At 70.3% G+C, this 25,903-nt stretch carries 22 protein-coding genes and 1 pseudogene; 9 read left to right on the forward strand and 14 right to left on the reverse strand.

Annotated elements, in window-relative coordinates:
• A pseudogene (cysC, locus tag ACEN96_RS01375) lies at positions 1 to 567 on the reverse strand (adenylyl-sulfate kinase); the annotation flags it as partial.
• 47 nt (positions 568 to 614) lie between these two features.
• Entirely contained in the window at positions 615 to 1,742 is a 1,128-nt protein-coding gene (gene tgt / locus ACEN96_RS01380; RefSeq protein ID WP_495586266.1) for a tRNA guanosine(34) transglycosylase Tgt, read from the reverse strand.
• A gap of 122 nt (positions 1,743 to 1,864) precedes the next feature.
• On the opposite strand from tgt, the gene ACEN96_RS01385 reads away from it, so the two are divergent.
• Positions 1,865 to 2,659, forward strand: a complete 795-nt coding sequence (locus tag ACEN96_RS01385) for a substrate-binding periplasmic protein (RefSeq protein ID WP_495586267.1) — start codon at positions 1,865 to 1,867, stop codon at positions 2,657 to 2,659.
• Between the two features lie 25 nt (positions 2,660 to 2,684).
• Positions 2,685 to 3,293 carry an IMPACT family protein gene (locus ACEN96_RS01390; protein ID WP_495586268.1) on the forward strand — a complete coding sequence of 203 codons (609 nt, stop codon included), beginning with the start codon at positions 2,685 to 2,687 and terminating at the stop codon, positions 3,291 to 3,293.
• Here the strand turns inward: ACEN96_RS01390 and ACEN96_RS01395 are convergent.
• Together ACEN96_RS01395 and ACEN96_RS01400 are read right to left on the reverse strand one after the other, a co-directional pair.
• Positions 3,290 to 4,522 (reverse strand): type II toxin-antitoxin system HipA family toxin, encoded by a 1,233-nt coding sequence (locus ACEN96_RS01395; RefSeq protein ID WP_495586269.1) that lies wholly within the window; start codon positions 4,520 to 4,522, stop codon positions 3,290 to 3,292. The genes ACEN96_RS01390 and ACEN96_RS01395 overlap by 4 nt on opposite strands.
• Complete coding sequence (locus ACEN96_RS01400) at positions 4,519 to 4,827, reverse strand: helix-turn-helix domain-containing protein (RefSeq protein WP_495586270.1); 309 nt, start codon at positions 4,825 to 4,827, stop codon at positions 4,519 to 4,521. The genes ACEN96_RS01395 and ACEN96_RS01400 overlap by 4 nt, the downstream gene beginning before the upstream one ends.
• A gap of 217 nt (positions 4,828 to 5,044) precedes the next feature.
• On the opposite strand from ACEN96_RS01400, the gene argG reads away from it, so the two are divergent.
• A complete protein-coding gene (gene argG / locus ACEN96_RS01405) occupies positions 5,045 to 6,385 on the forward strand; it encodes an argininosuccinate synthase (RefSeq protein WP_495586271.1) in 1,341 nt (446 codons plus the stop codon).
• Positions 6,386 to 6,453: 68 nt separating this feature from the next.
• On the opposite strand, the gene ACEN96_RS01410 is transcribed toward argG, so the two are convergent.
• The 5 genes from ACEN96_RS01410 to ACEN96_RS01430 form a co-directional block, all read right to left on the reverse strand.
• Positions 6,454 to 7,134 (reverse strand): PEP-CTERM sorting domain-containing protein, encoded by a 681-nt coding sequence (locus ACEN96_RS01410; RefSeq protein WP_495586272.1) that lies wholly within the window; start codon positions 7,132 to 7,134, stop codon positions 6,454 to 6,456.
• A 145-nt stretch (positions 7,135 to 7,279) separates the two neighbouring features.
• Complete coding sequence (sigJ, locus tag ACEN96_RS01415; protein ID WP_495586273.1) at positions 7,280 to 8,299, reverse strand: RNA polymerase sigma factor SigJ; 1,020 nt, start codon at positions 8,297 to 8,299, stop codon at positions 7,280 to 7,282.
• A gap of 71 nt (positions 8,300 to 8,370) precedes the next feature.
• Entirely contained in the window at positions 8,371 to 9,414 is a 1,044-nt protein-coding gene (queA, locus tag ACEN96_RS01420; protein ID WP_495586274.1) for a tRNA preQ1(34) S-adenosylmethionine ribosyltransferase-isomerase QueA, read from the reverse strand.
• Between the two features lie 16 nt (positions 9,415 to 9,430).
• The gene (locus ACEN96_RS01425) at positions 9,431 to 10,195 is read right to left on the reverse strand and encodes a substrate-binding periplasmic protein (RefSeq protein WP_495586275.1); all 765 of its coding nucleotides are present in this window, start codon (positions 10,193 to 10,195) and stop codon (positions 9,431 to 9,433) included.
• Between the two features lie 209 nt (positions 10,196 to 10,404).
• Positions 10,405 to 12,756 carry a YCF48-related protein gene (locus tag ACEN96_RS01430; RefSeq protein WP_495586276.1) on the reverse strand — a complete coding sequence of 784 codons (2,352 nt, stop codon included), beginning with the start codon at positions 12,754 to 12,756 and terminating at the stop codon, positions 10,405 to 10,407.
• A 127-nt stretch (positions 12,757 to 12,883) separates the two neighbouring features.
• On the opposite strand from ACEN96_RS01430, the gene recG reads away from it, so the two are divergent.
• Positions 12,884 to 15,022: an ATP-dependent DNA helicase RecG gene (gene recG, locus ACEN96_RS01435; RefSeq protein WP_495586277.1), complete on the forward strand. Its 2,139-nt coding sequence runs from the start codon at positions 12,884 to 12,886 to the stop codon at positions 15,020 to 15,022.
• Positions 15,023 to 15,049: 27 nt separating this feature from the next.
• Here recG and ACEN96_RS01440 read toward each other — a convergent pair whose 3' ends face one another.
• The 3 genes from ACEN96_RS01440 to panB all read right to left on the reverse strand — a co-directional run bounded on the left by ACEN96_RS01440 (position 15,050) and on the right by panB (position 17,660).
• The gene (locus ACEN96_RS01440; RefSeq protein ID WP_495586278.1) at positions 15,050 to 15,754 is read right to left on the reverse strand and encodes a peptidylprolyl isomerase; all 705 of its coding nucleotides are present in this window, start codon (positions 15,752 to 15,754) and stop codon (positions 15,050 to 15,052) included.
• Between the two features lie 218 nt (positions 15,755 to 15,972).
• A complete protein-coding gene (gene panC / locus ACEN96_RS01445; protein ID WP_495586279.1) occupies positions 15,973 to 16,806 on the reverse strand; it encodes a pantoate--beta-alanine ligase in 834 nt (277 codons plus the stop codon).
• Positions 16,807 to 16,808: 2 nt separating this feature from the next.
• Positions 16,809 to 17,660: a 3-methyl-2-oxobutanoate hydroxymethyltransferase gene (panB, locus tag ACEN96_RS01450; RefSeq protein ID WP_495586280.1), complete on the reverse strand. Its 852-nt coding sequence runs from the start codon at positions 17,658 to 17,660 to the stop codon at positions 16,809 to 16,811.
• A 100-nt stretch (positions 17,661 to 17,760) separates the two neighbouring features.
• Between panB and ACEN96_RS01455 the strand changes: the two genes are divergently transcribed.
• Positions 17,761 to 18,681: a hydrogen peroxide-inducible genes activator gene (locus ACEN96_RS01455; protein ID WP_495586281.1), complete on the forward strand. Its 921-nt coding sequence runs from the start codon at positions 17,761 to 17,763 to the stop codon at positions 18,679 to 18,681.
• 9 nt (positions 18,682 to 18,690) lie between these two features.
• Here ACEN96_RS01455 and ACEN96_RS01460 read toward each other — a convergent pair whose 3' ends face one another.
• On the reverse strand, positions 18,691 to 19,386 hold the full coding sequence (locus ACEN96_RS01460) for an NYN domain-containing protein (RefSeq protein ID WP_495586282.1): 696 nt from the start codon (positions 19,384 to 19,386) through the stop codon (positions 18,691 to 18,693).
• Between the two features lie 545 nt (positions 19,387 to 19,931).
• On the opposite strand from ACEN96_RS01460, the gene ACEN96_RS01465 reads away from it, so the two are divergent.
• On the forward strand, positions 19,932 to 20,456 hold the full coding sequence (locus ACEN96_RS01465; protein WP_495586283.1) for a Dps family protein: 525 nt from the start codon (positions 19,932 to 19,934) through the stop codon (positions 20,454 to 20,456).
• A 90-nt stretch (positions 20,457 to 20,546) separates the two neighbouring features.
• Here ACEN96_RS01465 and ACEN96_RS01470 read toward each other — a convergent pair whose 3' ends face one another.
• Entirely contained in the window at positions 20,547 to 21,488 is a 942-nt protein-coding gene (locus ACEN96_RS01470; RefSeq protein ID WP_495588531.1) for a phosphate acetyltransferase, read from the reverse strand.
• Between the two features lie 106 nt (positions 21,489 to 21,594).
• On the opposite strand from ACEN96_RS01470, the gene ACEN96_RS01475 reads away from it, so the two are divergent.
• The 3 genes from ACEN96_RS01475 to ACEN96_RS01485 all read left to right on the forward strand — a co-directional run bounded on the left by ACEN96_RS01475 (position 21,595) and on the right by ACEN96_RS01485 (position 25,830).
• A complete protein-coding gene (locus ACEN96_RS01475) occupies positions 21,595 to 23,856 on the forward strand; it encodes a DUF3141 domain-containing protein (protein ID WP_495586284.1) in 2,262 nt (753 codons plus the stop codon).
• 61 nt (positions 23,857 to 23,917) lie between these two features.
• Complete coding sequence (locus tag ACEN96_RS01480) at positions 23,918 to 25,138, forward strand: acetate/propionate family kinase (protein WP_495586285.1); 1,221 nt, start codon at positions 23,918 to 23,920, stop codon at positions 25,136 to 25,138.
• An 80-nt stretch (positions 25,139 to 25,218) separates the two neighbouring features.
• The gene (locus ACEN96_RS01485) at positions 25,219 to 25,830 is read left to right on the forward strand and encodes a DJ-1/PfpI family protein (RefSeq protein WP_495586286.1); all 612 of its coding nucleotides are present in this window, start codon (positions 25,219 to 25,221) and stop codon (positions 25,828 to 25,830) included.
• Positions 25,831 to 25,903 lie beyond the last annotated feature (73 nt).

A 25,903-nucleotide genomic window follows, 5' to 3' on the forward strand; every position in this document is an offset into this window, starting at 1 on the left:
TCAGCCGTCGAAGATCCCGGCCGCGCGCAGGTGCTCGAACACGGTGTCCGCCGCCTCGTCCGGCGACACCGTGGCGGTGCGTAGATGCAGTTCCGGCGCCTGCGGCGCCTCGTACGGCGAGTCGATGCCGGTGAAGTCCTTGAGCAGCCCAGCGCGCGCCTTGCGGTAGAGGCCCTTGGGGTCGCGCTGCTCGGCCACCGCCAGCGGCACGTCGACGTGGACCTCGAAGAATTCGCCCGGCGCGAAGCGCTCGCGCACCGCCTGACGGTCCTGTCGGAATGGCGAAATCAGCGCCACGATCACGATCAGCCCCGCGTCGGCCATCAGCCGCGCCACCTCGCCGACGCGGCGGATGTTCTCGACCCGATCCGCCGCCGCGAAGCCCAGGTCCCGATTCAGCCCACCGCGCAGCAGGTCGCCATCGAGCAAGTAGGTGTGCAGGCCACGCGCATGCAGCCGTTGCTCGAGCCGGTCCGCCAGTGTCGACTTGCCGGCGCCGGACAGCCCGGTGAGCCACACCACCGCCGGCCGATGGCCCTTGAGCGCGCTGCGGGCGGCGCGGTCGAGCCGCGGCTGCGGGGCGAGGGGCGCGGCGCCGCTCATCAGGCCGGCCCTCAGATCCCGCGCGCCCGATCCGCGAGGAAGCGGCCGCGGAAGCCCTCGAAGTCGCCGGCGTCCAGCGACTCCCGCACTTCCTTCATCAGGTTGAGGTAGTAGTGCAGGTTGTGCACGCTGGTCAGCATCGGGCCCAGCATCTCGCCGCAGCGGTCCAGGTGATGCAGGTAGGCGCGGCTGAAGTTGGCACAGCAGTAGCAGCCGCAGGTCTCGTCGACCGGCCGCTCGTCGGCCTTGTAGCGCGCATTGCGCAGCCGCAGGTCGCCGAAGCGCGTGAACAGGTGGCCGTTGCGCGCGTTGCGCGTGGGCATGACGCAGTCGAACATGTCCACGCCCTGGCGCACGCCCTCCACCAGGTCCTCCGGCGTGCCCACGCCCATCAGGTAGCGCGGCTTGTTGTCGGGCAGCTGGTGCGCGATGTGGTCGAGGATGCGCAGCATGTCCGCCTTCGGCTCGCCGACCGACAGCCCGCCGATCGCGTAGCCCGGCAGGTCCAGGTCCTTGAGCCCGGCCAGCGACACGTCGCGCAGGTTCTCGAACATGCCGCCCTGCACGATGCCGAACAGCGCGTTGGGGTTCTGCAGCCGCGCGAACTCGTCCTGGCAGCGCCTGGCCCAGCGCAGACTCATCTCCATCGACAGCCGCGCTTCCTTCTCGGTCGTCAGCTGCCCCTTGGTCTCATACGGCGTGCACTCGTCGAATTGCATGACGATGTCGCTGTTGAGGATGGTCTGGATCTGCATCGAGATCTCGGGCGTCAGGAACAGCTTGTCGCCATTGACCGGGGACGCGAACTTCACGCCCTCCTCGCTGATCTTGCGCATCTCGCCGAGCGACCAGACCTGGAAGCCGCCCGAGTCCGTGAGGATGGGCTTGTTCCAGCTCTCGAACCGATGCAGGCCGCCGAACTGCTTCATGATGTCCAGGCCCGGCCGCATCCACAGGTGGAAGGTGTTGCCCAGGATGATCTGCGCGCCCATCTCCTCGAGCGAGCGCGGCATCACCCCCTTGACGGTGCCGTAGGTGCCCACCGGCATGAAGATGGGGGTCTGCACGACGCCATGGTTGAGCGTCATGACGCCGCGGCGGGCGCGGCCCTCGGTCTTGAGCAGTTCGAACTTCAACATGGGCGCGATTATCGGCCCCCCGCTTGATGGGGCCCGTCCGGGGGGAAGACGCGAGGCGGGAGTGGCAGGCCGGGCGTAGACTCGTCCGGCCCCCCGATGCACCGCCCCTCAGGAGATCGTCGTTGAGGACCTGGATCGCCGCTTTCGCCATGATGGCCGTGATGGCCGCCTCGGCCCCGGTCATGGCCGCGCCCGCGCACGTCTGCGGGCCCTACACGGTCGGACTCTACGAGTACAGCTCCCTCTACTACCGCGACGCGCAGGGGCGCTGGGCCGGCATCGACAAGGACGTCGTGGAGGAACTCGCCCGGCGCACCGGCTGCAAACTCGAACTCCGCACCGAATCGCGCATCCGCATCTGGGCGCAGATCGCGTCCGGGCAGATGGACATGACGGTCTCCGCGCTGCAGACCAAGGAGCGCGAGCTGCTCGTCGAGTTCATCCCCTACATCGAATCGCGGCAGTTCGTCGTGCTGCGTCCCGCGCTGGCGGCGGCGCTGACCTCGCCGGCCGCCTTCCTCGCCGATCGCCAGCGGCGCGTGATCGTCGTGCGCGGCTACGCGTTCACGCCGACGCTGGAGTCCTGGCTGACCACGATGCGGGTGCAGGGCCGCGTCGACGAGGTCCCCGACCAGACCACCGCGATGCGTATCTTCAAGGCCGGCCGCGGCGACGCGGTGGTGCTGGGCGCGCACAGCCTGGCCACGGCGCGGCACGTGGATCCGGTGTTCGGCACCTACACCGCGCTGTCCTACGCGCCGCAGGAGCGCAGCATCGGCGCGCTGGCGCTGTCGCGGGCCCGCGTCCCGCAGGAGGACCGCGACCTGATGCGGCGCGCGGTGGAGGAGATGCTGCGCGACGGCACCATCGACGCCTACAAGAAGCGCCACCTGGGCGACCTGTCGGAGACCCCGTGAGGACCGCGGCGCGACAATCGCGCCCATGCCCTCGAGTCTCGCCGCCCCGGTCCACGCCGAACTGATCATCAAGAAGAGCCGCTTCATCGGCTGCGTGGAGAGCGTGCCGGACCGCGCGGCGGCGCTGGCGCGCGTCGAGCAGCTGCGGGCCGCGCATCCGGGCGCCGCGCATGTCTGCTGGGCGCTGATGGCGGGCGGGCAGTCCGCGGCCAACGACGACGGCGAGCCCGGCGGCACCGCCGGCCGGCCGATGCTGGAGGTGCTGCGGCACCAGGACCTGGACGGCGTGCTGGCGACGGTGGTGCGCTACTTCGGCGGCGTGAAGCTGGGCGCGGGCGGACTGGTGCGGGCCTACACCGACGCGGTGGCGCAGGCGCTGCTGAAGGCGGAGAAGGTGCCGATGGTGCGGCTGCGGACGCTGCGCTGCACGCTGCCCTATGCGCAGGAAGGCCTGCTGCGGCGGGAAGCCGAGAAGGCGGGCGCCGAGCTGGTCGAGGTGGCGCATGGCGCGCTCGTCGAGGTCACGCTGCGGCTGCCGGAGACGGCGGCCGAGGGCTTCATGGCGTCGCTCGGCGAGTCCGGGCAGGGCCGGATCGGGTGGCTCAGGTCCGAGCAGCCGTCCGGGCAGGGCTAGCCGATCGCGGAGCAGCGCCGCGAGTTCGCATCCACCGCGGTCAGGATCGCCTTTCGCGTGGTCCGGCGAACGCCCTCCCGGTCCAGTGCCGGCTCCAGGTCGCGTGCGACCTCGCGCATCGCATCGATGGTGTCCGCGGCCATGCCCTCGGGAATGTCGCAAGCCCGCGCCAGCTTGAGCAGGTGGTCCCGCCCGGGTGCCCTCGCCTCTCCCATGACCGACATCTGGTGGTACCCCCCCGGCCCGGTGTTGAAGGTCAGGTCGAACGCCGGCGCCAGCTCCCAGGCCATGCGCCGGTTCATCCTCAGAGCGAAATTCTTGGTGTGATCGTCCCGGTTGTTGAAGATCACGTTGAACACGCAGCGCTGGAATGCCTTGAGCACTTCAGGATGGCTGGCGGTGGCGAACCGCGTGGCCTGCAGCAATTGCTGATAGTCGACGGAGGGCAGGCGGAAATCGGCATGCAGGAGCGCCGCCAGGGACTGGACCGGCACGCGCATGCCCTCACAACGGTCGAAGCGCTCGACACCAAAGGCCGCGAGCTTGGAGGAGATCTTGAACAGCTGCGTGTCCGGCATGTCGATGCCGGCGACCTGGGCCACGCCCGCGTAGGCCATCTCGATGCCGCACACCTCGACATGCTCGTTCTGGGCCGGGAACTTGACGAGCCAGGGGTCTCCCGCCGCCGCGGGATCCGTGCTGACCCGGCGAGTCCCCCGGTTGTACTGGACCAGCGCTTTGGGTCGCGCGCCTTGCGGCGAGCCACCGACCAGCGCGAGTGTCTTCAGGGCGTCCGTGTCCCGATCCTCGATCACGTCGTGAGCGGCCTGGGCCAGCTGGAGCAAGGTCAGGTCCTCCTGCGTGATCTCCAGGTCGCTGGCCGGCTTGAACGCGAGCGCCCCCATGGCCCGGTCGGCAATGAAGCTCAATCGATCCAAGGTGCCAATCAGCGCCGGATCGCGGCCGGCCTTGCGGAAGACGCGGTCCATGAGCAGCAGGCCCCAGCCGTCCGGCAGCGCGTCCGCGATGAAACCCGGTACACCGCCCAGATGGTCCGGGAAGCCCGAGTACGTCTGTGCCCGGAGCGGCACACGCAGCGGAGAGAAGGCGACACCTCGCGCGAGCGCCTCGCTCGAGTACTCGAACAGCGTCACCCGGCCCCGCTCGGCGAGTGTGCCAAGCGTCCAGGACTCCCCCCACGCTCGCCATTCGACGTCGACCTTGTTCATGTCTTCCGATTCCTGGCCCGCTGACGCTGTGGCTGTTCGAGGCGCTCAAGCTCCGCGATGCTGAGCGCCGCTGTCGCCTTGAACGCGTCTGCCAGTTCATCGATGAGCGAGAGCACCTGCAACACCTTCACCAAGGAGGAAATCGTGGCATTGCCACCGGACTCGAGGTTCTTGACGGCATTCAGGGCGATGCCAGCGCGCGTGGCGAGTTCCTGTTGGGTCCACCGCCGCTGCAGGCGATGGTGGCGCAGCCGGGCGCCGATCTCGTCCTGGATCTGTCTCGCGGAGGCCAGTCTGAAGTCCATGCCTTCATAGCCCTTATAAAGGCTGTTATCTCGATTTCCTTGAGTTAGCGTACCTTAAACAGGCTTTTATGTCGCGCGAAGTTTTGGCCCTCCGCAGCGCCGCATGGCTGTCTGCGGGTGGCGCCGCGCCACCCCTGTATCGCCCATCCGCGAAGCCTGCCCGGCGGGCGCGGCCTAGAATCGCCGGCTGTTTTCCCACTTCCGCGCGAGACTGCCCGTGGCCGCAACCATCCTCCAAAAGATTCCCGCCGGCGAGCGCGTCGGCATCGCCTTCTCGGGCGGCCTGGACACCAGCGCCGCGGTGCACTGGATGCGCGGCAAGGGCGCCATCCCCTGCGCCTACACCGCCAACCTCGGCCAGCCCGACGAGAGCGACTACGACGAGATCCCCCGCAAGGCCAAGGCCTACGGCGCCGACATCGCCCGCCTGATCGACTGCCGCGCGCAGCTCGTCGCCGAGGGCATCGCCGCCATCCAGTGCGGCGCGTTCCACATCAAGAGCGGCGGCGCCACCTACTTCAACACCACCCCGCTGGGCCGCGCCGTCACCGGCACCGCGCTGGTGGTGGCGATGCGCGAGGACGGCGTCAACATCTGGGGCGACGGCTCGACCTTCAAGGGCAACGACATCGAGCGCTTCTACCGCTACGGCCTGCTGGCCAACCCGGCGCTCAAGATCTACAAGCCCTGGCTGGACCAGACCTTCATCGACGAGCTCGGCGGCCGCAAGGAGATGAGCGAGTACCTCATCGCGAGCGGCTTCGACTACAAGATGAGCGTGGAGAAGGCCTACTCGACCGACTCCAACATGCTGGGCGCCACCCATGAGGCCAAGGACCTGGAGTTCCTGAACAAGGGCATGAACATCGTCAACCCGATCATGGGCGTGGCCTTCTGGAAGGACGACGTCGCGATCAAGGCCGAAACGGTGACCGTGCGCTTCGAGGAAGGCGTGCCGGTCGCGCTCAACGGCCAGCAGTTCCCCAGCGCGGTCGAGCTGTTCATGGAAGCCAACCGCATCGGCGGCCGCCACGGCCTGGGCATGTGCGACCAGATCGAGAACCGCATCATCGAGGCCAAGTCGCGCGGCATCTACGAGGCCCCCGGCATGGCGCTGCTGCACATCGCCTACGAGCGCCTGGTCACCGGCATCCACAACGAGGACACGATCGAGCAGTACCGCATGAACGGCATGAAGCTCGGCCGCCTGCTGTACCAGGGCCGCTGGTTCGACCCGCAGTGCCTGATGCTGCGCGAGACCGCCCAGCGCTGGGTCGCCCGCGCCATCACCGGCGAGGTGACGCTGGAGCTGCGCCGCGGCAACGACTACTCGATCATGGACACCATCAGCGCCAACCTGACCTACGCGCCGGAGCGCCTGTCGATGGAGAAGGTGGAGGACGCCGCGTTCTCGCCGGCCGACCGCATCGGCCAGCTGACGATGCGCAACCTGGACATCGCCGACACGCGCGAGAAGCTGGGCGTGTACAGCCGCGCCGGCCTGCTGGGCAAGAACTCCGAAGGCTCGATCCCGCTGCTGACCGGCGGCGACGAGTAAGCCGCGCGCTTCCCAACGAAAAAAGCCGCTGATCGCTCAGCGGCTTTTTCTCATCGGGAGCGTGGCGTTCAGCCGCGGCGGCGGCGCGCCATGAAGCCCAGCGCGCCCAGGCCGGCGAGCATCAGCGCGTAGGTCTTGGGTTCCGGCACCGCCGGCAGGACCGAGGTGTTGACGTTGGTGTTCAGGAACTCCGCGCGCACGCCGGTGAAGTTGCCGCCCGACGTCGCGATGTTGTTGACCACGAATTCCAGCGTGTTCACGCCAGCCACGAAGCCGGTCGTCGCGCTGAACGAGGTCCAGTCCAGGAAGCCCTTCTGCAGCGACAAGGTCGAGATCACGTTGCCGTTGAGCAGCACCGTGCCGTTGTTGTCCGCCGCCCAGCGGCCGGTGAAGGAGGCGCTCGAGGCGTCGAAGCCGGTCAGGTCGAAGCTCAGCTTCCACTTGAACACGCCCGAGGTCGAGCCGGTGTCGAAGACGTCGCTCTGGGTCGACGTCGGGATCAGCCACGACGAGGACGCGCTGTTGCTCATCCAGTTCGGGAACGGCGATTGGTTGCCGTCGGTCACGTGGCCGCTGCCGGACAGGCCGGTCGAGTCGCCCGCGATCACGCTGAACGAATAGTGGCTGTCGACAGCGCCCGCCGACAGGCCGGCGCCGGTGTTGACCAGCCCGTCGATGGTGGCGGCGGCGGCCAGGCCGCTGAAGAGCGCGGCGGCGGCGGCGATCGAGGTACGTGCGAACAGCGTCATGGTTCTTCCCGGGCAGTGTGTGGTCTTGTGCCGCCGATTGTCCCTAAAGCTAGGGGGATTCGAGTCCCCCGCCACCCCCGTGTGCGCGGGGGGCAAGCGAGGTGCCGGGACTTGCCCGAGGGCGCCAATCGCCCGGATGAACGGTTCAGGGCGCCGCCGCACCAGCATCAGGCGCTTCGCCCGAAGGTGGGAGCGGCGCGATGCGCGGCAGATGGCCCAGCTTGTCGGGATTGCGCTGGACGTAGATCGCGCTGATCCGGCCCGGCTCGGCCGCCGGCCGCAGCGCGACGGTCTGCAGCGGTTCGCCCAGCGCGTCGTAGACGATGTAGCCCGGCAGCCCGTTGATCCGCGCCGGCCGCACCCGCCAGGCGCGGCTCGCCGGCAGCTTCACGAAGCCGACGAAGACCTTGGCCACCAGCGCGCCGCCCTCCAGCATGCGCGGCACCGCGGACACCTTGCCGCCGCCGTCGGCCAGCAGCACCGCGTCGTCGGTCAGCACCTTCGCCAGGCCCTCGACGTCGAACGACTGCAAGGCCCCCATGAAGGCCTGGAACAGCCGCTGGCGCTCTTCGTCCTCGACCTCGTGGCGCGCGTAGTCCGCCTTGACGTGCTGCCGAGCGCGGCTCGCCAGCTGCCGGCAGGCCGCGGCGCTGCGGCCCAGGCGGCGCGCGATCTCCTCGAAGTCCAGCTCGAACACCTCGTGCAGCAGGAAGGCCGCGCGCTCCAGCGGGGAGAGGCGCTCCAGCGTCAGCATGAAGGCCACCGACACGTCCTGCGCGAACTCGGCCTGCGCTTCCGGGCTGGGGGACCACTCGGACGCCTCGTCGACCAGCGGCTCGGGCAGCCAGACGCCGACGTACTGCTCGCGCCGCATCGCCGCGGACTGCAGCCGGTCCAGGCAGAGGTTGGTCACCAGCCGCGACAGGAAGGCGCCGGCGTGCCGCACCGCCGTTTCGTCGACATCGGCCCAGCGCAGCCAGGCTTCCTGCACGAGGTCCTCGGCCTCGGCGCGCGAGCCCAGCATCCGGTACGCCAGCGCCCGCAGCGAGCGGGCGTGGTCGCGGTCGAAGCGCAGCGCGCGCGCCGCCGGGGACTGGTCGGCCGCCGCCGGCGCGGCGGGGCCGGCATCGGGAGCGGCGTCGGGGGAGGAATCGATGTCGGGCATGGCGCGTCGTCCGGAGTCGTCTTGTTCACAAGACGGCGCAGCCTACCCGGTTGTGACACCGGCGGGCCGGATCAGCCGCGGGCGCGCTCCAGCAACATGGCGTCGCCGTAGCTGAAGAAGCGGTAGCGCTGGGCGATCGCGTGGCGGTAGAGCGCCATGACCGGCTCGTAGCCGGCGAAGGCCGACACCAGCATCATCAGCGTGCTCTTGGGCAGGTGGAAGTTGGTCACCAGCCGGTCCACGACCTGGAAGTCGAAGCCCGGGGTGATGAAGATGTCGGTCTCGCGGGCACCGGCCTTCAGTCCGCCGCCCAGCGCGGCCGACTCCAGCGCGCGCAGCGTGGTCGTGCCGACCGCGGTGACCCGGCCGCCCGCGGCGCGGCAGCGCGCGATCGCATCGACCGTGCCGGCGGTCACCTGGAACCACTCGCTGTGCATCTTGTGCTCGGCCAGCGATTCGACGCGCACCGGCTGGAAGGTGCCCGCGCCCACGTGCAGCGTCACGTGCGCGGTGCCGATGCCGCGCTCGGCCAGCCGGGCCAGCAGCGCCTCGTCGAAATGCAGCGCGGCGGTCGGCGCCGCGACCGCGCCGGGCTCGCGCGCGAACACGGTCTGGTAGCGGCGCACGTCGTCGGCGGAGTCGCCGTGCTCGATGTACGGCGGCAGCGGCACGTGGCCATGCTGCTCGAGCAGCTCGAACGGATCGCCCGACAGGCGCAGGTGGAACAGCCCGTCGTCCGGGCCGCAGCGGCCCAGGACCTCGGCGTCGAAGGCGTCGGCGAAGCGGACCACCGCGCCCGGCTTCGGGCTCTTGCTCGCGCGCATGTGGGCCCAGACCTCGCGGGTGCCGGGCAGCACGCGCTCGACCAGCGCCTCAACCGCGCCGCCGCTGGCCTTGGCGCCGTACAGGCGCGCCTTGATCACCTTGGTGTCGTTGAACACCAGCAGGTCGCCGGGGTTGAGCAGGTCGGGGAGTTCACGGAACACGCGGTCCACGGGTGGATCGGTCCGGCCGTCGAGCAGCCGCGAGGCGCTGCGTTCGGCGGCGGGGTGCTGGGCGATGAGGTCGGGGGGCAGAGCGAAATCGAAATCGCTCACCGAGAAGGTGCGGGACATGGGCGCGATTTTCCCACTACTGCCAGCGCGCCCCTTGCTGCAGCAGCAGCGCCAGCCGGCCGCTGCCCTGCAGTTCGCCGATGCCGCGCGTGAACGCGGCGGCGAAGCGCTCGCCCTCGGGCCGGCCCTTGGAGAACACCGTGTAGAGCGGCAGCTCCATCACCGCCGGCTCGAGCCAGACCAGCTTGCCCGCCGCCTCGCGCAGCTGCGTCTCCAGCAGATGGGCGCCGACGCCCTTGTCGATCAGCGCGAGATCCACGCGCCCGGCGAGCAGCTTGCGCAGGTTGGCGAGGTCGTCCACCGCGCCCTCGGTGGACAGGCTGGCGGCGTCGAAACGCGGCGGATTCGCGTAGCCGTGGACCACGCCGATGCGCAGGCCGCGCAGCGCGGCCAGGTCGTCGACGCGGCGGCGGTGGTCCGCGCGCGCCATGAAGCCGACCTGGTTCACGATGCCCAGCGGCTGCGGGAAGCGCATCGTGCGCTCGCGCTCCTCGGAGCGCCACGTGCCGATCACGCCGTCGTGCTCGCCGCGCTGGAACTCGAGCAGCGCCCGCGCCCAGGGGCGGAAGGACAACACCATCGAGTGCCCCGCCTGCGCGAGCGCGAAGCGCGTGACCTCGCAGGCGATGCCGCCGCCGGGCAGCTGGCTGCCGGTATAGGGCGGGAACTCGGTGGCGACCATCCGCAGCGGCGCGTCGGCGGCGCGCGCCGGCGCCGACGCCAGCGCCGGAACGGCAGCGGCGGCGGCGAGCCAGACGAGACTGTCGCGGCGGGTGGTCATGGGCGGAAGGCGGGTCGGCGAAGGCGTTGGACCGGAGTGTGCGGAAGGACTTCGGCGCAGCCTAGCAGCCGGCGGTGTCGTCCGGCTCCCATCCGACCCGGGGGCCATGAGGGAAACACCGCGGCGGAGCGGCATTCGGTCACGCCCGCCCATGAAAAAACCGGCCGGGGTCTCGCGACCCGGGCCGGCTTCGCGCCGAAGCGGCGGACTTACTGGCCGCCGGTGCCCGTGGCGAGCAGCGTGCCGTTGCCGCCGGCGACCCAGCCGGTGCGGGCGTCGACGAACAGCACCTGCGTCAGCGCGTTCTGGGTGCCGGCGAACTGCTTCTTCCAACTCGCGCCGCCGTCGATGGTCGTCAGCACCGTGCCGTTGTCACCGACCGCCCAGCCCTGCTGCGCCGTCAGGAAGCGGATGGCCCGCAGGCCGACCGTGGGCAGCGAGACGGAGGCCTGCTGGGTCCAGGTCGCGCCGCCGTCCTTGGAGGACATCAGCGTGCCGGCATCGCCCACCACCCAGAGCGTGTCCGGGTCGCTGAAGGCCAGCTGCTGCAGCGCGGCGCTGGTGCCCGAGAAGCGGCCGCTGACCGTCTTGCCGCCGTCGGCCGTCACGGCCACCGCCCCGCCCTGGCCGACCAGCACGCCCTTGAGCGCGCTGCTGAACTTCAGGTCGATGTAGGTGCCGCTCAGCACGGACTGCTGGGTCCAGCTCTTCCCGCCGTCGGCCGTCGACAGCAGCAGCTGGCGCGACTGCTGGCTGTCGTAGGCCAGCGCGAAGCCGGTGCTGGCATCGACGAAGTGGAACGCGAAGATCGTCTGCGAGGTCGATTGCAGCGGCGTCACCCAGCTCGCGCCGGCGTCGTCGGTCAGGTAGATGCGACCGTCGCCGGCCTGCAGCCAACCCTTCTTCGCGTCGAGGAACTGCAGCCGCGCCCGGCTCGTGTAGTAGCCGAAGCCGCTGCCCGTCAATCCGCCGACCTTGACCTTCCAGTCCAGGCCGCCGTTGAGCGTCTCCATCAGGTCGCCGCCCGTCGACAGCGCCAGGCCGCGCTTGGCATCGAAGAACCAGAAGGTCTGCAGCGTCTTCGCGGCCGCGTCGGTGTCCGGACCGGCCACGCGCTTCCACGTCCGCATCCCGTCGGTGCTCATGCGGGTCACGTTGTCCCAGCCCGTCGCCAGCCAGGTCTGCGCGTCGATGCGCTGCGGCCGCTGGGCGGAGTTGTCGACGCTGCCGGTCCGCCAGGTCGCGCCGGCGTCAAGGCTGATCTCCGTCACGTAGTTCCACGACGGGACGTAGTACTGGCGCGTCCACACACCGGGCGCCAGCGTCGAGTAGCCGAGATAGGACCCCGATTGCAGGTTGGCGGGCGCCGGGACGGCGGCCCAGGTCCGGCCGCCGTCGGTCGAGCGATACATGGCGTTGCCGGCGGTCAGGGTGCCGGTCGTCGCGTCCACGAACTGCGGCGCGCCGAGGCCGGCGTTTGGCAGTCCCTGCGGCGCGATGGACTGCCAGGTGGCGCCGCCATCGTCGGTGCGGCGCATCCAGAGCCCGTACACCCAGGATCCGGACACGTAGGTCGACGTCGATCCGGAAACGATCACCGTGCCGCCGAAGACCTGGAAGGCGCTGCCGTAGCCGCTGCTGTCCAGCACGATCGACGCGGCCGAGGTCTTGCCCAGGTCCGTCGACTTGCGCAGCGCCGTGCCCTCGATCCACCACAGGCTGCCGTCCGTGCCGAGCACGGGATCCTGCGGCAACGCGGCCTGGGTCCAGGTCGCGCCGCCGTCGCCGGTGGCCAGGACACGGCCGCCGCTGCTCGCCACCAGCGTGCTGGCGCCTCGCACCTGCAGCGTCGCGCCGCTCATCGGCGGTTGCGAGGCCGGTTGCAGCGTCCAGTGGGCGCCGCCGTCCGTGGTGCGCAGCAGGGCGCCCGCATCGCCGGCCGCCCAGCCGTTGTTGGCGTCCGCGAAGCGGATCGCCGTCAGGCGCGTCGTCAGGCCGCTCGGCTGCTTGGTCCAGGTGGCGCCGCCATCACTGGTGCGCAGGATCTCGCCGTTGTCGCCGACGGACCAGCCGTTGCCCGCATCGAGGAAGAAGAAGCCGCTGGGCGTCGTGCCGGTCGGCCTCGGCGCCTGCCAGCACCAGCCACTGCCGTCGGCGCCGCTGCAGTTCAGGCCCTGCACGTGTGCGCGGTTGAACACCGACACGGTCCACTTCACGTCCTTGGAGACGCCGGCGGCATTCGACACCTTCAGCGTCACCGCGTAGTCGCCGACCTTGGCGAAGTCATGCTTGGGGCTGGCCTCGGCACTGGTGGCGCCGTCGCCGAAGGTCCAGGCGAAGCTCAGTCCGGCGGTGCCGGCCGCGTTGCTGGTGAACGCGGTGCCGGCGGCCACGTCGGTGGCCGCGGCGGCGGTGATCGCCAGGTTGTCCGGAATCGCCACGCCCTGCACGGGCGGCGGCGTGGACGGCGAGTCGCTCCCGCCACCGCCGCACGCGCTCAACAACGCGGCACTGATCAGCACGCCGGCCCATCCGGCGCGCGCATGTCCCTGTCTGCCCATGGCAGCCTCCCGATTTGTTTCAATATGTCTTCTTGTGAAGCGCGCGGATTCTGCCCCAGCTTCACGCGATCTGAACGTCGTCACCGCTCGCCCGAACGGGGGGAGCGCGCGAGGCAGAATCCCGCCCATGTCCGAGGCCAGCACCGCTCCATCGCCCCCGCCATCCCCCGCGAGGCGGGCCGGCGCCGGCCCGGGCGGCGAGGCGCCCGCCGCCAAGTCCGCGCCGCAGAAGGCGATGGAGAAGATGGGGCTCACGCGCGACATCGACCTCGCGCTGCACCTGCCGCTGCGCTACGAGGACGAGACCACGCTGACCCCGCTCGACCGCGCCCGCGACGGCGACACGCTGCAATGCGAGGGCGAGGTCATCGAGAGCCGCATCGAGATGCGCGGCCGCCGCCAGCTGCAGGTGAAACTGCGCGATGACGAGGGCGCGCTGCTGACGCTGCGCTTCCTGCACTTCTATCCCGCGCACCAGAAGACGCTGGCCGTCGGCGCCCGCGTGCGCGTGCGCGGCGAGATCCGCGTCGGCTTCTTCGGCCGCGAGATGGTCCATCCGAACTTCCGCAAGGTCGACGCGGACACGCCGCTGGCGACCTCGCTGACGCCGGTCTACCCGACCAGCGCGCAACTGCCGCAGGCCTACCTGCGCAAGGCGGTGGCCTCGGCGCTGCGCCGCGCGCCGTTGGACGAGGTGCTGCCGCTCGCCGTGGTTCCCAAGGGCCTGCCGTCGCTGCGCGACGCGCTGAACTTCCTGCATCACCCGCCGCCGTCGGCCGGGCTGTCGACGCTGGAGGACCACACCCATCCCGCCTGGCAGCGCCTCAAGTTCGAGGAGCTGCTCGCCCAGCAGCTCAGCCAGCAGCGCGCGCAACGCGAGCGCGCCCATCTGCGCGCGCCGCCGCTGCGCGGCTCACCTGGCGGGCTCGGCGAGCGGCTGCTCGGCGCCCTGCCCTTCGCGCTGACCGGCGCCCAGCGGCGCGTCGGCGAGGAGATCGCCGCCGACCTCGCCCGCCCGCAGCCGATGCACCGGCTGCTGCAGGGCGACGTCGGTTCCGGCAAGACCGTGGTCGCGGCGCTGGCCGCGGCGATCGCGATCGACGCCGGCTGGCAGTGCGCGCTGATGGCGCCGACCGAGATCCTGGCCGAGCAGCATTTCCGCAAGCTGATCGGCTGGCTGGAGCCGCTCGGCATCCGGGTCGCGTGGATCACCGGCAGCGTCAAGGGCAAGGCCAGACAGAAGATGCTCGATGCCGCCGCGTCGGGCGAGGCGACGCTGATCGTCGGCACGCATGCGGTGATCGAGGACAAGGTGCGCTTCCACCGGCTTGGGCTGGCGATCATCGACGAGCAGCACCGCTTCGGCGTCGCGCAGCGCCTGGCGCTGCGCAAGAAGCTGGCCGACGAAGCCGCCGGCACCGCCGGCCCGGGATCGCCGCCGCTCGAGCCGCATCTGCTGATGATGAGCGCCACGCCGATCCCGCGCACGCTGGCGATGACCTACTTCGCCGACCTGGACGTGTCGACGATCGACGAGCTGCCCCCCGGCCGCAGCCCCATCGTGACGCGCGTGTTCGCGGACGGCCGGCGCGACGACGTGATCGAGAAGATCGCCGCCGCCGTCGAGGACGGCCGGCAGGTCTACTGGGTCTGCCCGCTGATCGAGGAGTCCGAGGCGCTCGACCTCAAGAACGCCACCGAGACCCACGCCGAGCTGAGCGCGGCGCTGCCCGGCCGGATGGTCGGCCTGCTGCATGGACGGATGCCGGCGGCGGAGAAGGCAGCGGTGATGTCGCTGTTCAGCGGCGGACAGATGCATGTGCTGGTCGCGACGACCGTCATCGAGGTCGGCGTCGACGTGCCCAACGCCAGCGTGATGGTGATCGAGCATGCCGAGCGCTTCGGCCTGTCCCAGCTGCACCAGCTGCGCGGGCGGGTCGGCCGCGGGTCGGTGGCCAGCGTCTGCGTGCTGATCTACACCGGGCCGCTGTCCGACACCGGCAAGTCGCGGCTGCGCGCGATGGCCGAGACCACCGATGGCTTCGAGATCGCGCGCCGCGACCTGGACATCCGCGGCCCCGGCGAGTTCATGGGCGCGCGCCAGAGCGGCGCGCAGCTGCTGCGCTTCGCCGACCTGCAGGAAGACGCGCCGCTGCTGAGCGCGGCGCGCGCGCTCGCGCCGGTGCTGCTCGACGAGCAGCCGCGCGCGGCGCAGCGGCAGGTCGAGCGCTGGCTCGGTCACAAGACCGAGTACCTCAAGGCCTAGGCCTGGCGGCCTGGAGCCCCGTCCCGCTCACTTCAGCACGATCGCCCAGTACAGCAGCACTTCGGTGCGCGGCGTTTCGATGCCCATCCACTGCTGGGTCGGCTCGGCATTGATCTTGTCGATCGTGGCCTGACCCGAGATCACGCGGCCGAAGACGGCATAGCCCGCGCTGGTCGTGCTCTTGTCCAGCGTGGCGCTGTTGTCGGCCGAGTTGAAATAGAACTCGCTGGTCGCCGAATCCGGCACCGAGGTGCGCGCCATCGCGATCGTGTACTTGGTGTTGGACAGGCCGGCGATGCCCGCCTCCAGCTTGATCGGCGCCATCTGGCCGGCCGTCTTCTGCTGCAGGCCGGTGGTCCAGCCGCCGCCCTGGGCGACGAAGCCCGGAACGACGCGGTGGAAGATGGTGTTGTCGTAGTACTTCGCGTTGACGTACTTCAGGAAGTTGTCGACCGTGATCGGCGCGCGGGCATCGAGCTCCACGACGAGCTCGCCGTCGCTGGTCAGCATGCAGACCGTGCGCAGCGCGCTGGCGTTCGACGCGGCGACGCCGGCGGCGCTGCAGGTCGTCACCGGCGCGGTGGTCACCGGATTGGGCCTGGGCGGCTGCGCCGCCTCGTCATCGCTGCCACCGCCGCAGGCGGCCAGCGCGAGCGCGCCGCCCATCGCGGCGGTCAGCGCCATCATGCGGCGCTTGGACAGGGACGGAGACAGGAAAGTGGTCGACTTCATGGGCTCAATGGGAGCTTGTGGCTCCGTCAGCTGGCAAAGAAGCGCGAAGTATCGTGGTCGACCCGGCACAAACGATGGAGGCGGTGCGCGCGGCGCACGAAAGGAGGCGGGGCTTTCCCTAACGCCGTCTTCACAGGGTGTCGTACGTCACCCAGCCCCGATGAACACGGGCCAAACGGGCGCCGGGCGAGCGCGAAACGGCCCGCGTGCCGGCCCGTTCAGAACTCGAGGTTGTCGATCAGGCGGGTCTGGCCGATGCGGGCGGCGGCCAGCGCGACCAGCGGCTCGCCCTCGCGCGCCGCGCCGAGGTCATGGCGGCGGCGCAGCGTGAGGTAATCCGGCGCCCAGCCGGCATCGCGCAAGGCCTGCATCGCATCGGCCTCGATGCGGTCCAGGTCGCGCTCGCCCGCCTGCCAGCGCGCGATCGCGGCCCTCAGCGTGCGCGACAGCAGCAGCGCGTCCTGCTTCTGCTGCTCGCTCAGGTAGCCATTGCGCGAGGACAGCGCCAGGCCATCGGCATTGCGCTCGGTCTCGCCGGCCAGGATGCGGATCGGCATCGCGAGCTGATCGACCATGCGGCGGATCACCATCAGCTGCTGGTAGTCCTTCTTGCCGAAGACGGCGACGTCGGGCTGGACGATCTGGAACAGCTTCGCCACCACCGTGCACACGCCGATGAAGAAGCCGGGCCGGAAATGGCCTTCGAGGATGTCGGCCAGCTCCGCCGGCGGATGCACCTTGTAGCCCTGCGGCTCGGGGTACATCTCGCGCTCGTCGGGGGCGAAGACGAGGTCGCAGCTGGCGCCCTCGAGCAGTTCGGCGTCGCGGGCGAGCGTGCGCGGGTAGCGGTCGAAGTCCTCATGCGGCGCGAACTGCAGCCGGTTGACGAAGACGCTGGCGACGACGAGGCCGTCCGCGCCGACCGCCGCGCGGGCCTGGCGCGCCAGCGCAAGGTGGCCGTCGTGGAGGTTGCCCATCGTGGGCACGAAGGCGACCTGGCGGCCGCCCGCGAGCGCGGCGCGCAGGCCGGCGATGTCGTGGTGGACCTGCATGATCAGTAGCTGTGCTCGGGGGCCGGGAAGGCGCCGGACTTGACGTCGGCGACGTAGCGCGAGAAGGCCTCGCCGATCGAGGCCGATCCCCGCATGAAGTCGCGCACGAAGCGCGGCTTGCGGCCCCCGCCGACGCCCAGCATGTCGTGCATCACCAGGACCTGGCCCGAGCATTCGGCGCCGGCGCCGATGCCGATCACCGGCACGCCCAGCGTGCGGGTCAGCTCGCCGGCCAGCGCGGCGGGCACCATCTCCAGCAGCAGCATCTGCGCGCCCGCGTCGATGAGCTCGCGCGCATGGGCCTTGATCTGGGCGGCGCTCTCGGCATCGCGGCCCTGGACCTTGTAGCCGCTCAGCGCGGTGACGGTCTGCGGCGTCAGGCCCAGATGGGCGCAGACGGGGATGCCGCGCTCGGTGAGGAAGCGGACCGTCCCGGCGGTCCAGCCGCCGCCCTCGAGCTTGATCATGTGCGCGCCGGCCTGCGCCAGCTGCATCGCGTTGCGCCAGGCGGCCTGCGGCGACTCGTGGTACGTGCCGAAGGGCAGGTCCGCGATGATCCAGGCCAGCCGGCGCGCGCGCGCCACGCAGGCCGTGTGATAGACCATCGCCTCCAGCGTCACCGGCACCGTGGTCTGCAGGCCCTGCACGACGTTGCCCAGCGAATCGCCGATCAGGATGGAATCCACGCCGGCGTCCTCCATCGCATGGGCGAAGGTGGCGTCGTAGGCGGTCAGCATGGCGATCTTCTCGCCGCCGGCATGCATGTCGAGCAGGCGCTGCAGGGTGACGGGCTTGCGCTCGGGGGTCGCGCCCTGCGGGCGAGGGGCGGCGTAGGGGGAGGTCGGTTCGGTCATGCGTATCCCCTGGAAGAAGGTCCGGGGAGGTCCCTGGGGTGGGGCGGCAGTGTACCGGGACGGTGCGCTGGAGGCGCTTTCTGAGGACAATGCCGCTCCCATGACCCTGACTGAATTGCGCTACATCGTCGCCGTCGCCCGCGAGCGCCACTTTGGCCGTGCCGCGGAGGCCTGCTTCGTGTCGCAGCCGACGCTGTCGGTGGCGATCAAGAAGCTGGAGGAGGAGCTCGACGTCAAGATCTTCGAGCGCGGCGCCAGCGAAGTGACGATGACGCCGCTGGGCGAGGACATCGTGCGTCAGGCGCAGTCGGTCATCGAGCAGGCCAGCGCGATCAAGGACATCGCCAAGCGCGGCAAGGACCCGCTGGACGGGCCGCTGCGGCTGGGGATCATCTACACGATCGGGCCCTACCTGCTGCCGGAGCTGGTCAAGCACTGCATCGACCTCTATCCGCGCATGCCGCTGATGCTGCAGGAGAACTTCACGCAGAAGCTGCTGGACATGCTGCGCACCGGCGAGCTGGACTGCGCGATCATGGCCGAGCCCTTCCCGGACGCCGGCCTGGCGCAGGCGGCGCTGTACGACGAGGCCTTCGTGGTGGCGGTGCCGGCCTCGCATCCGCTGGCCAGGAAGACGCGCATCAGCGCCGAGGAGCTCAAGGCCGAGACCATGCTGCTGCTGGGCAATGGCCACTGCTTCCGGGACCACGTGCTGGAGGTGTGCCCGGAGTTCGCGCGCTTCTCGACTGACGCGGAGGGCATCCGCAAGAGCTTCGAGGGCAGCTCGCTGGAGACGATCAAGCACATGGTGGCGTCCGGGATGGGCGTCACGGTGGTGCCGGCGCTCAGCGTGCCGGACCAGGTGCCATCGCACCTGCGCTACATCCCGTTCGAGGAGCCGGTGCCCACGCGCCGGGTGGTGCTCGCATGGCGCCGCACCTTCACCCGCTACGAGGCGGTCGCGGCGCTGCGCAACGCGGTCTACGCCTGCGAGCTCCGCGGGGCGACGCTGCTGTCTTGAACAGCGTTCCTACCAGTGCGCCGGTTTGCGGATCGGTTTCTTGCGCGTCGGGACGATTGGGGGAAGCTGCACGGAGGCCAGCAACTCGTCGCTGAGGGAGGTCAGCGACCAGTCCGCCTGCGCCGCCAACGAGTTGCAGGGACGACGATGGCTGGAAGTTCCCGCGATTGCAGGACGGATCGGCATCACGACCCCGATGAGGATTTCAGGAAAGTCCTGGCGTATCGCCTCGAGCGCCGGTTCGAAATCGCTGTCGTTCGTCACGACCACGATGCGGTCGTAAAGACCTCGGCAGACGTCTCGGTACATCCGGACCGCCAGGTTGACGTCCGTCTTCTTTTCCTCGACACGCCAGACTCGCACCCGGCGATGGCGATCGAAAGGCTGCCCCTGGATGTACTCCGGCACGAGCGAGCCTGAGGGATCACAGGTATGGGTGCCGAAGACCGCTTCGAATCGCAGGCCGTGGCGCACGCCGAGCGCTCGCAAGTAGCTGGTCTGCGCCTCGACGGAAGCGGCACCGTGCCCAGAGAAACGCGCGAGCGCGTAGGCCGTGAACAGGTTCAGCTTGATCAACTCCTCGTTCTGATCACGCTCCCCCAGCAGCGATTCGATCAGGCCGACCAGATCCAACCACTTGTACGGACTCCCTCGCAACCGGCCGTAATAGAGGTTGTAACCGTCGACATAGGCGGCGACGCGCACTGGCGTCTTGATACACGTCAAGAGAAGTCGAGCCCCAGAAAGTGAAAAAGCCACCCCGGGTGGAGCGGCTTTCTCGTCCCGAGCAGGTTGGCGAACCAAATCGCGTCCGCAAGGGAGTAGTCGTGGAGCGAGTGTCGCCCCGCCGCAGCGGCGAAGTCAATCTCCCCATGCAAAGCCAGTTGGATTTCCCAATCGCATTGCTTAGGCTATTTAAATAGTCACATTGATAGCAAATAGCTAAATTCGCTCCTCATACCCCGCCGGTCTCCTCCTTCAGGGAGATCCCACCAGCGGCCCGAGCCCCTACAAAGCGAAGCGAGCAAGACATGACCCTCCGATCCGGACAACGCACCCTGGGCTGGCTGCTGGTCGCCGCCGGCGCGGCGCTGAATGCGCAGACGCTGGTCGACTGGATGACGCACAGCGTCGTCTGACACGTGTCAAGACGCGCTCGCCGTGCGCCCCGCCGTCACGATGCCGGTCCCCTCGATCGGTTAGTCTCCGGGGCGTCTTTCGACTTTCATTCCCCCGTAAGGAGTCCCTCGATGGCCAAGAAGAGCCCCTCTCCCGCCAAGGCTGCCTCCGCCAAGGGCGTGCCCTCCCTGCAGATCGGCATCAGCGACAAGGATCGCGCCGCCATCGCGCAAGGCCTGTCCAAGCTGCTCGCCGACACCTACACGCTGTACCTCACCACCCACAACTTCCACTGGAACGTGACGGGCCCGATGTTCAACTCGCTGCATGCGATGTTCATGGGCCAGTACACCGAGCTGTGGAACGCCGTCGACCCGATCGCCGAGCGCATCCGCTCGCTGGGCCACAAGGCGCCGGGCTCCTACGCGCAGTTCGCGCAGCTGAGCTCGCTGCCCGACGCGCCCGTCACGCCGCCGAAGGCGCTGGACATGGTCCGCATCCTGGTCGACGGCCACGAAGGCGTGGCCCGCACCGCCCGCGCGCTGTTCGACCTGGTCGACAAGGCCAGCGACGAACCCACCGCCGACCTGCTCACCCAGCGCCTGACGGTGCATGAGCAGACCGCGTGGATGCTGCGCTCGCTGCTGGAAGAGTGATCGCCACGGCGCGCGGCATCGCGCGCCCGCCACGATGACGAAGGGGACCTCGCGGTCCCCTTTTCCGTTGCCAACCCGGCGATGCCGGCCTCAGCCGACCGCCTTGATGCGTCCGGCCCGCCGCGCCTGCGCGAGCATCGACGCCAGCGCGCACGACGCCAGCCGCGCGGCGCGCGAATCGGCCCGGCTGGTCAGCACGATCGGCACCTTCGCGCCGAGCACCACGCCCGCCGCATAGGCCTGCGCCAGGAAGCTCAGGCTCTTGGCCAGCATGTTGCCGGCGTCCAGGTCCGGCACGATCAGCACGTTCGCCTTGCCCGCCACCGGCGACACGATGCCCTTGATGCGCGCCGCCTCCGGATCGATCGCGTTGTCCATCGCCAGCGGCCCGTCCAGCACCGCGCCGGTGATCTGGCCGCGGTCCGCCATCTTGCACAGCGCCGCCGCGTCCATCGTCGACGGCACCTTCGGGTTCACCGTCTCCATCGACGACAGCAGCGCCACCCGCACTTCCGGCAGCCGCAGCGCGTGCGCCAGGTCGATCGCGTTCTGCACGATGTCGACCTTCTCCTCCAGCGTGGGCTCGATGTTGATCGCCGCGTCCGAGATGATCAGCGGCTGCGCATGCCCCGGCACGTCCATCACGAAGCAGTGGCTGATGCGGCGGCCGGTGCGCAGCCCGCCCTCGCGGCGCACCACGGCGCCCATCAACTCGTCGGTATGCAGGCTGCCCTTCATCAGCGCGTCGACGCTGCCCTTGAGCGCCATCGTCACCGCCAGATCGGCCGCCGCATGGCTGTGGGGCACGTCGAAGAGCGTGTACCGCGCCAGGTCCACGCCCGCCGACGCGGCGGCCTCGGACACCTTGCCCGCCGGACCGATCAGCACGGGCTCGATCAGGCCCAGCGACGCGGCCTCCGTCGCGGCGAGCAGCGCCACGTCGCTGCAGGGATGGACGACCGCCATGCGCAGCGGCGGCAGATGCCGCACGGCCTCGAGGAGCCGGTCGTAATGCGGATGGGCGCTCGGCATCGGATGCATCACCCTGCTTCTCCCTCGGGCTTTAACAATGGATCGCGGACGATGATGCATGCTGCGGTGCAACAAAGCAACCCGCGACCGGGTTGGGAGCATGTGAATGGCCGAGTGGATCCACGACTGGCAGACCTACGCGACCGATGCCTGGCAACGTGCGCTGCTGACGCTGGACACGATGCGGGAACGCGGCAACGTGTTCCTCGACCACCTGCACGCCGGCAAGCCCGCGCTGCTGAAGTTCGAGCACGAACTGCTGATCGACGGCCGCGACCTGCCCCAGCCCTGCAACTACGCGCTGCTGCGCATCCTCCCGGCCGATGGCGCGGTGATCGATCCGGCGCGGCGGCCGATCGTCGTCATCGACCCGCGCGCCGGCCACGGGCCCGGCATCGGCGGCTTCAAGCCGGACTCCGAGATCGGCGTCGCGCTGCGCGCCGGCCATCCGGTCTACTTCATCACCTTCGAACCCGAGCCGGTCGAGGGTCAGACCTTGCTCGACGTGGCGCGCGCCGAGGCGCAGTTCCTCGAGGAGGTCGCGCGCCGTCACCCGAAGTCGCCCGGGCTGCCGGCGGTGATCGGCAACTGCCAGGCCGGCTGGGCCGTCGCGGCACTGGCCGCGGTGCGCAGCGACCTGATGGGCCCGATCGTGCTCAACGGCGCGCCGCTGTCCTATTGGGCCGGCTCGCCGGAGCAGAATCCGATGCGCTACGCGGGCGGGGCGCTCGGCGGCGCGTGGCTGTCGGCGCTGTCGGCCGACCTGTGCGGCGACCGCTTCGACGGTGCCCACCTGGTCTCGAACTTCGAGAACCTGAACCTCGCCAATACCTGGTGGGACAAGTACTACCACCTCTACGCCAACGTCGACACCGAGCGCGAGCGATTCCTCGACTTCGAGCGCTGGTGGGGCGGCTACTTCCGCATGACCGGCGAGGAGATCGAGGCCATCGTCGAGAACCTCTTCATCGGCAACCGCCTGGCGCGCGGCGAGGTGGAGATGGAGGGCTACCGCCTGGACCTGCGCAACATCGCCGCGCCGATGGTGATCTTCGCGTCCTGGGGCGACAACATCACGCCGCCGCAGCAGGCGCTGGACTGGATCATCGACGTGTGGGGCAGCGAGAAGGCGCTGATCAAGGCCGGCCGCACCATCGTCTACATGCTGCATCCGCGCATCGGGCACCTGGGCATCTTCGTCGGCGCCTCGATCGCGCGGCGCGAGCATGAGCAGATCGTCGACACGCTGGAGCAGATCGCCGCGCTGCCGCCCGGCCTTTACGAGATGAAGATCGAGGCCCGCGATCCCGACGCGCCGCTGGCGGCGCTGGAGTCGGGCGACTACTCGGTCAGCTTCGAGACGCGCCGCGTCGACGACCTGCGCGCGCTCAATCCGGAATGCCGCCGCGACGAGGCCCTGTTCAGCACGATCGCGCAGGTGTCGGAGGCGAACATGCGCCGCTATCGCCAGTGGCTGCAACCCGCGGTGCGGGCGGCCGGCAGCAAGGCGCTGGGCGAATGGCTGCGCTGGATGCATCCGCTGCGGCTGCAGCACCTGGCGATCTCCGACCTGCATCCGCTCGCGCCGTGGATCCGGCAGGCGGCCGACAGCGCGCGTGAGCGCCGCCAGACCGTCACGCCGGACAACCCATGGCTCAAGTGGGAACAGCTGGGATCGCGCTGGATCAGCGAATCGCTGGACCGCCTCGGCCACCAGCGCGACACGGCGCTGGTGCATTGGGTCGAGGCGGTCTACGGGCCGCATGGCCTGGGCGCGCTGCTGCCGCCGCGCGACGCCGACCAGGCCTCCAGCACCGCGCATGCGGCCGCCGATGAACTCGAAGGCCGCCGCGTCGCGCTCGAGCAGGTGGAACAGGGCGGCTTCGCCGATGCCGTGTGCCGCATCCTGCTGGCCGGCCTGGCGCATCGCGGCGTCGTCCAGCGGCGTGGACTGATCCTCGGCCAGCTCCTGGCGGACTCCCACCGCCGCATGGCCGCCGAAGCCCAAGACGCCGTGGCCGCCGCGCCGGGCGAGGACTGGGCCACGCTGCTGCACCGGCAGGCGCTGATCGTCACCTTTGCGCCGGACGAGGCGATGGCGGCGCTGCCCCGGCTGCTGCCGACGCTCGAGGACCGCGAGCAGGCGCTGGCGCTGGCCAGCGCGGTGCTGATGGCGGAGTCGGAACTGGCCGATCCGGATTCGCCGGCGGCCCGCTACGTGCACGAGCTGCTGCACGTGGACCCGGTGCGCGTGGCCGACATGGCGCTCGCGCTGTCGGCGCCGGCCGCGGCGACGGTCTCGATCGCGGCCTCGCCCGCGCCCGCTCCGGCATCCAGACCGGCGCGCCGCCGCAGGGCCACCGCATGAGCTCGGCCGGCGCGCCCACCACGCTGTTCGTCGACGGCGGCTATCACATCATGGGGTGAGCATGGATCCACGGCTCGAAGGCGAATTCATCGCGGTCGTCAACGCAGGCTCGTCCAGCATCAAGCTGTCGATGTTCTCGCTGCACGAGGACCGCCGGCTCGGTCCGCTGCGGCCGGCGCTGCGCGCGCAGGTCGAGGGCCTGGGCACCTCCACGCCGCGTTTCGAGGCCGCGCACGCCGACGGCTCGCGCGCCGGATCGCGCGACTGGCCGGTGGGCGAGCGCCTGAGCCACGATGGCGCGCTCGATCATCTGGTCGAGTTCGTCACCCACGAGTTCCCCGGCATCGAGATGCTGGGCATCGGCCATCGCGTCGTGCACGGCGGCACCGCGTTCGAGGCGCCGGTGATCGTGACGCCGCCGGTGCTCGCCCAGCTCGAGACACTGATCCCGCTCGCCCCGCTGCATCAGCCGCACAACCTGGCGCCGATCCGGCGCGCGTTCGCCGCGCTGCCCGGCCTGCCGCAGGTCGCCTGCTTCGACACCGCCTTCCATCGCGGCCAGTCCGACGTCGCCGACGCCTTCGCCCTGCCCTATGCGCTGTTCGAGGCCGGCGTCCGCCGCTATGGCTTCCACGGGCTGAGCTACGAGTACATCGCCTCGCGGCTGCCGGTGCTGTCACCGCGGTTGGCGGACGGGCGCGCCGTCGTGCTGCACCTGGGCAATGGCGCGAGCGCCTGCGCGCTGCATCGCGGCCGCAGCGTTGCCAGCAGCATGGGCTTCACCGCGCTCGACGGCCTGCCGATGGGCACGCGCAGCGGCGCGATCGATCCCGGCGTGCTGATCTACCTGATGGACGAGCAGCGCATGGACGCGCGCGAGCTTGAGACGCTGCTCTACAAGCAGTCGGGGCTGCTCGGCCTGTCGGGCGTGTCCAGCGACATGCGCCAGCTGTTGGCCAGCGATGCGCTGCGGGCGCGCTTCGCGATCGATGTCTTCGTGCACCGCATCGCGCGCGAGATCGGCGCGCTGGCCGCCGAGATGGGCGGCCTGGACGGCCTGGTCTTCACCGCCGGCATCGGCGAGCATGCGGCCGAGATCCGGCGCCGCGTGCTGTCGCGCTGCCTGTGGCTGGGCGTGTCGGTGCAGGACGCCGCCAACCGCGAAGGCCCGCCCGAGCGCCGCATCAGCACCGTCGACAGCCGCTGCGAGGCCTGGGTCATCCCCACCGACGAGGAACTCATGATGGCCCGGCACACCTTCCAGCTGCTCGCCGGCGAGTGAGCCCGCGGCAATAACCCCACCGGCGTGGGCCGCGAGGCCCTCGGCGCTACAGTGGGCCGCATCGCCCCGCGGGACGCCCCATGCGCATCGCCCTCCTTTCCTTCGACGGCTTCAACGAGATCGACAGCTTCGTGCCCCTGGGCCTGCTGAACCGGCTCAAGCCCCTGGGCTGGTCCGCCGAGCTCTGCGGGCCCGGCGCGACCGTCACCTCGATGAATGGCGTGACCGTGCAGCTCAAGCGGCCGCTCGAATGGGCCAACGAGGCCGACGCGGTCTGGTTCGGCTCCGGCATCTACACGCGGGCGATCGCGGAGAACTCCGCGCTGCTGGACCGGCTGCAGCTCGATCCGACGCGGCAGCTGATCGCCTCGCAGTGCTCCGGCGCGCTGCTGGTGGCGCGCCTGGGGCTGCTTGGCGACGCGCCCGCCTGCACCGACACGAACACGCGGCCCTGGCTGGTCGAGGCCGGCGTGCGGGTGCTCGACGAGCCCTTCCATGCCCGCGGGCCGGTGGCCACCTCGGGCGGCTGCCTGGCCTCGCAATACCTGTCGGCCTGGCTGATGTGGCGCAAGGCCGGCGAGGACGCCACCCGCGACGCGCTGACCTACGCCGCGCCGGTCGGCGAGAAGGCCGAGTACGTCGAGCGCCTGCTCGCGCGGGTGCGGCCGTTCATGGACGAGGCCGGGACTTAGGACCCCGCGCGGGCCGGGGCCTCGGCGGGGTTGGGGCCTCGCGGGGGCGATGGCCGATAATCGCGGGTTCGCC

The sequence above is a fragment of the Roseateles sp. Mitsp63 genome, from assembly GCF_059491535.1.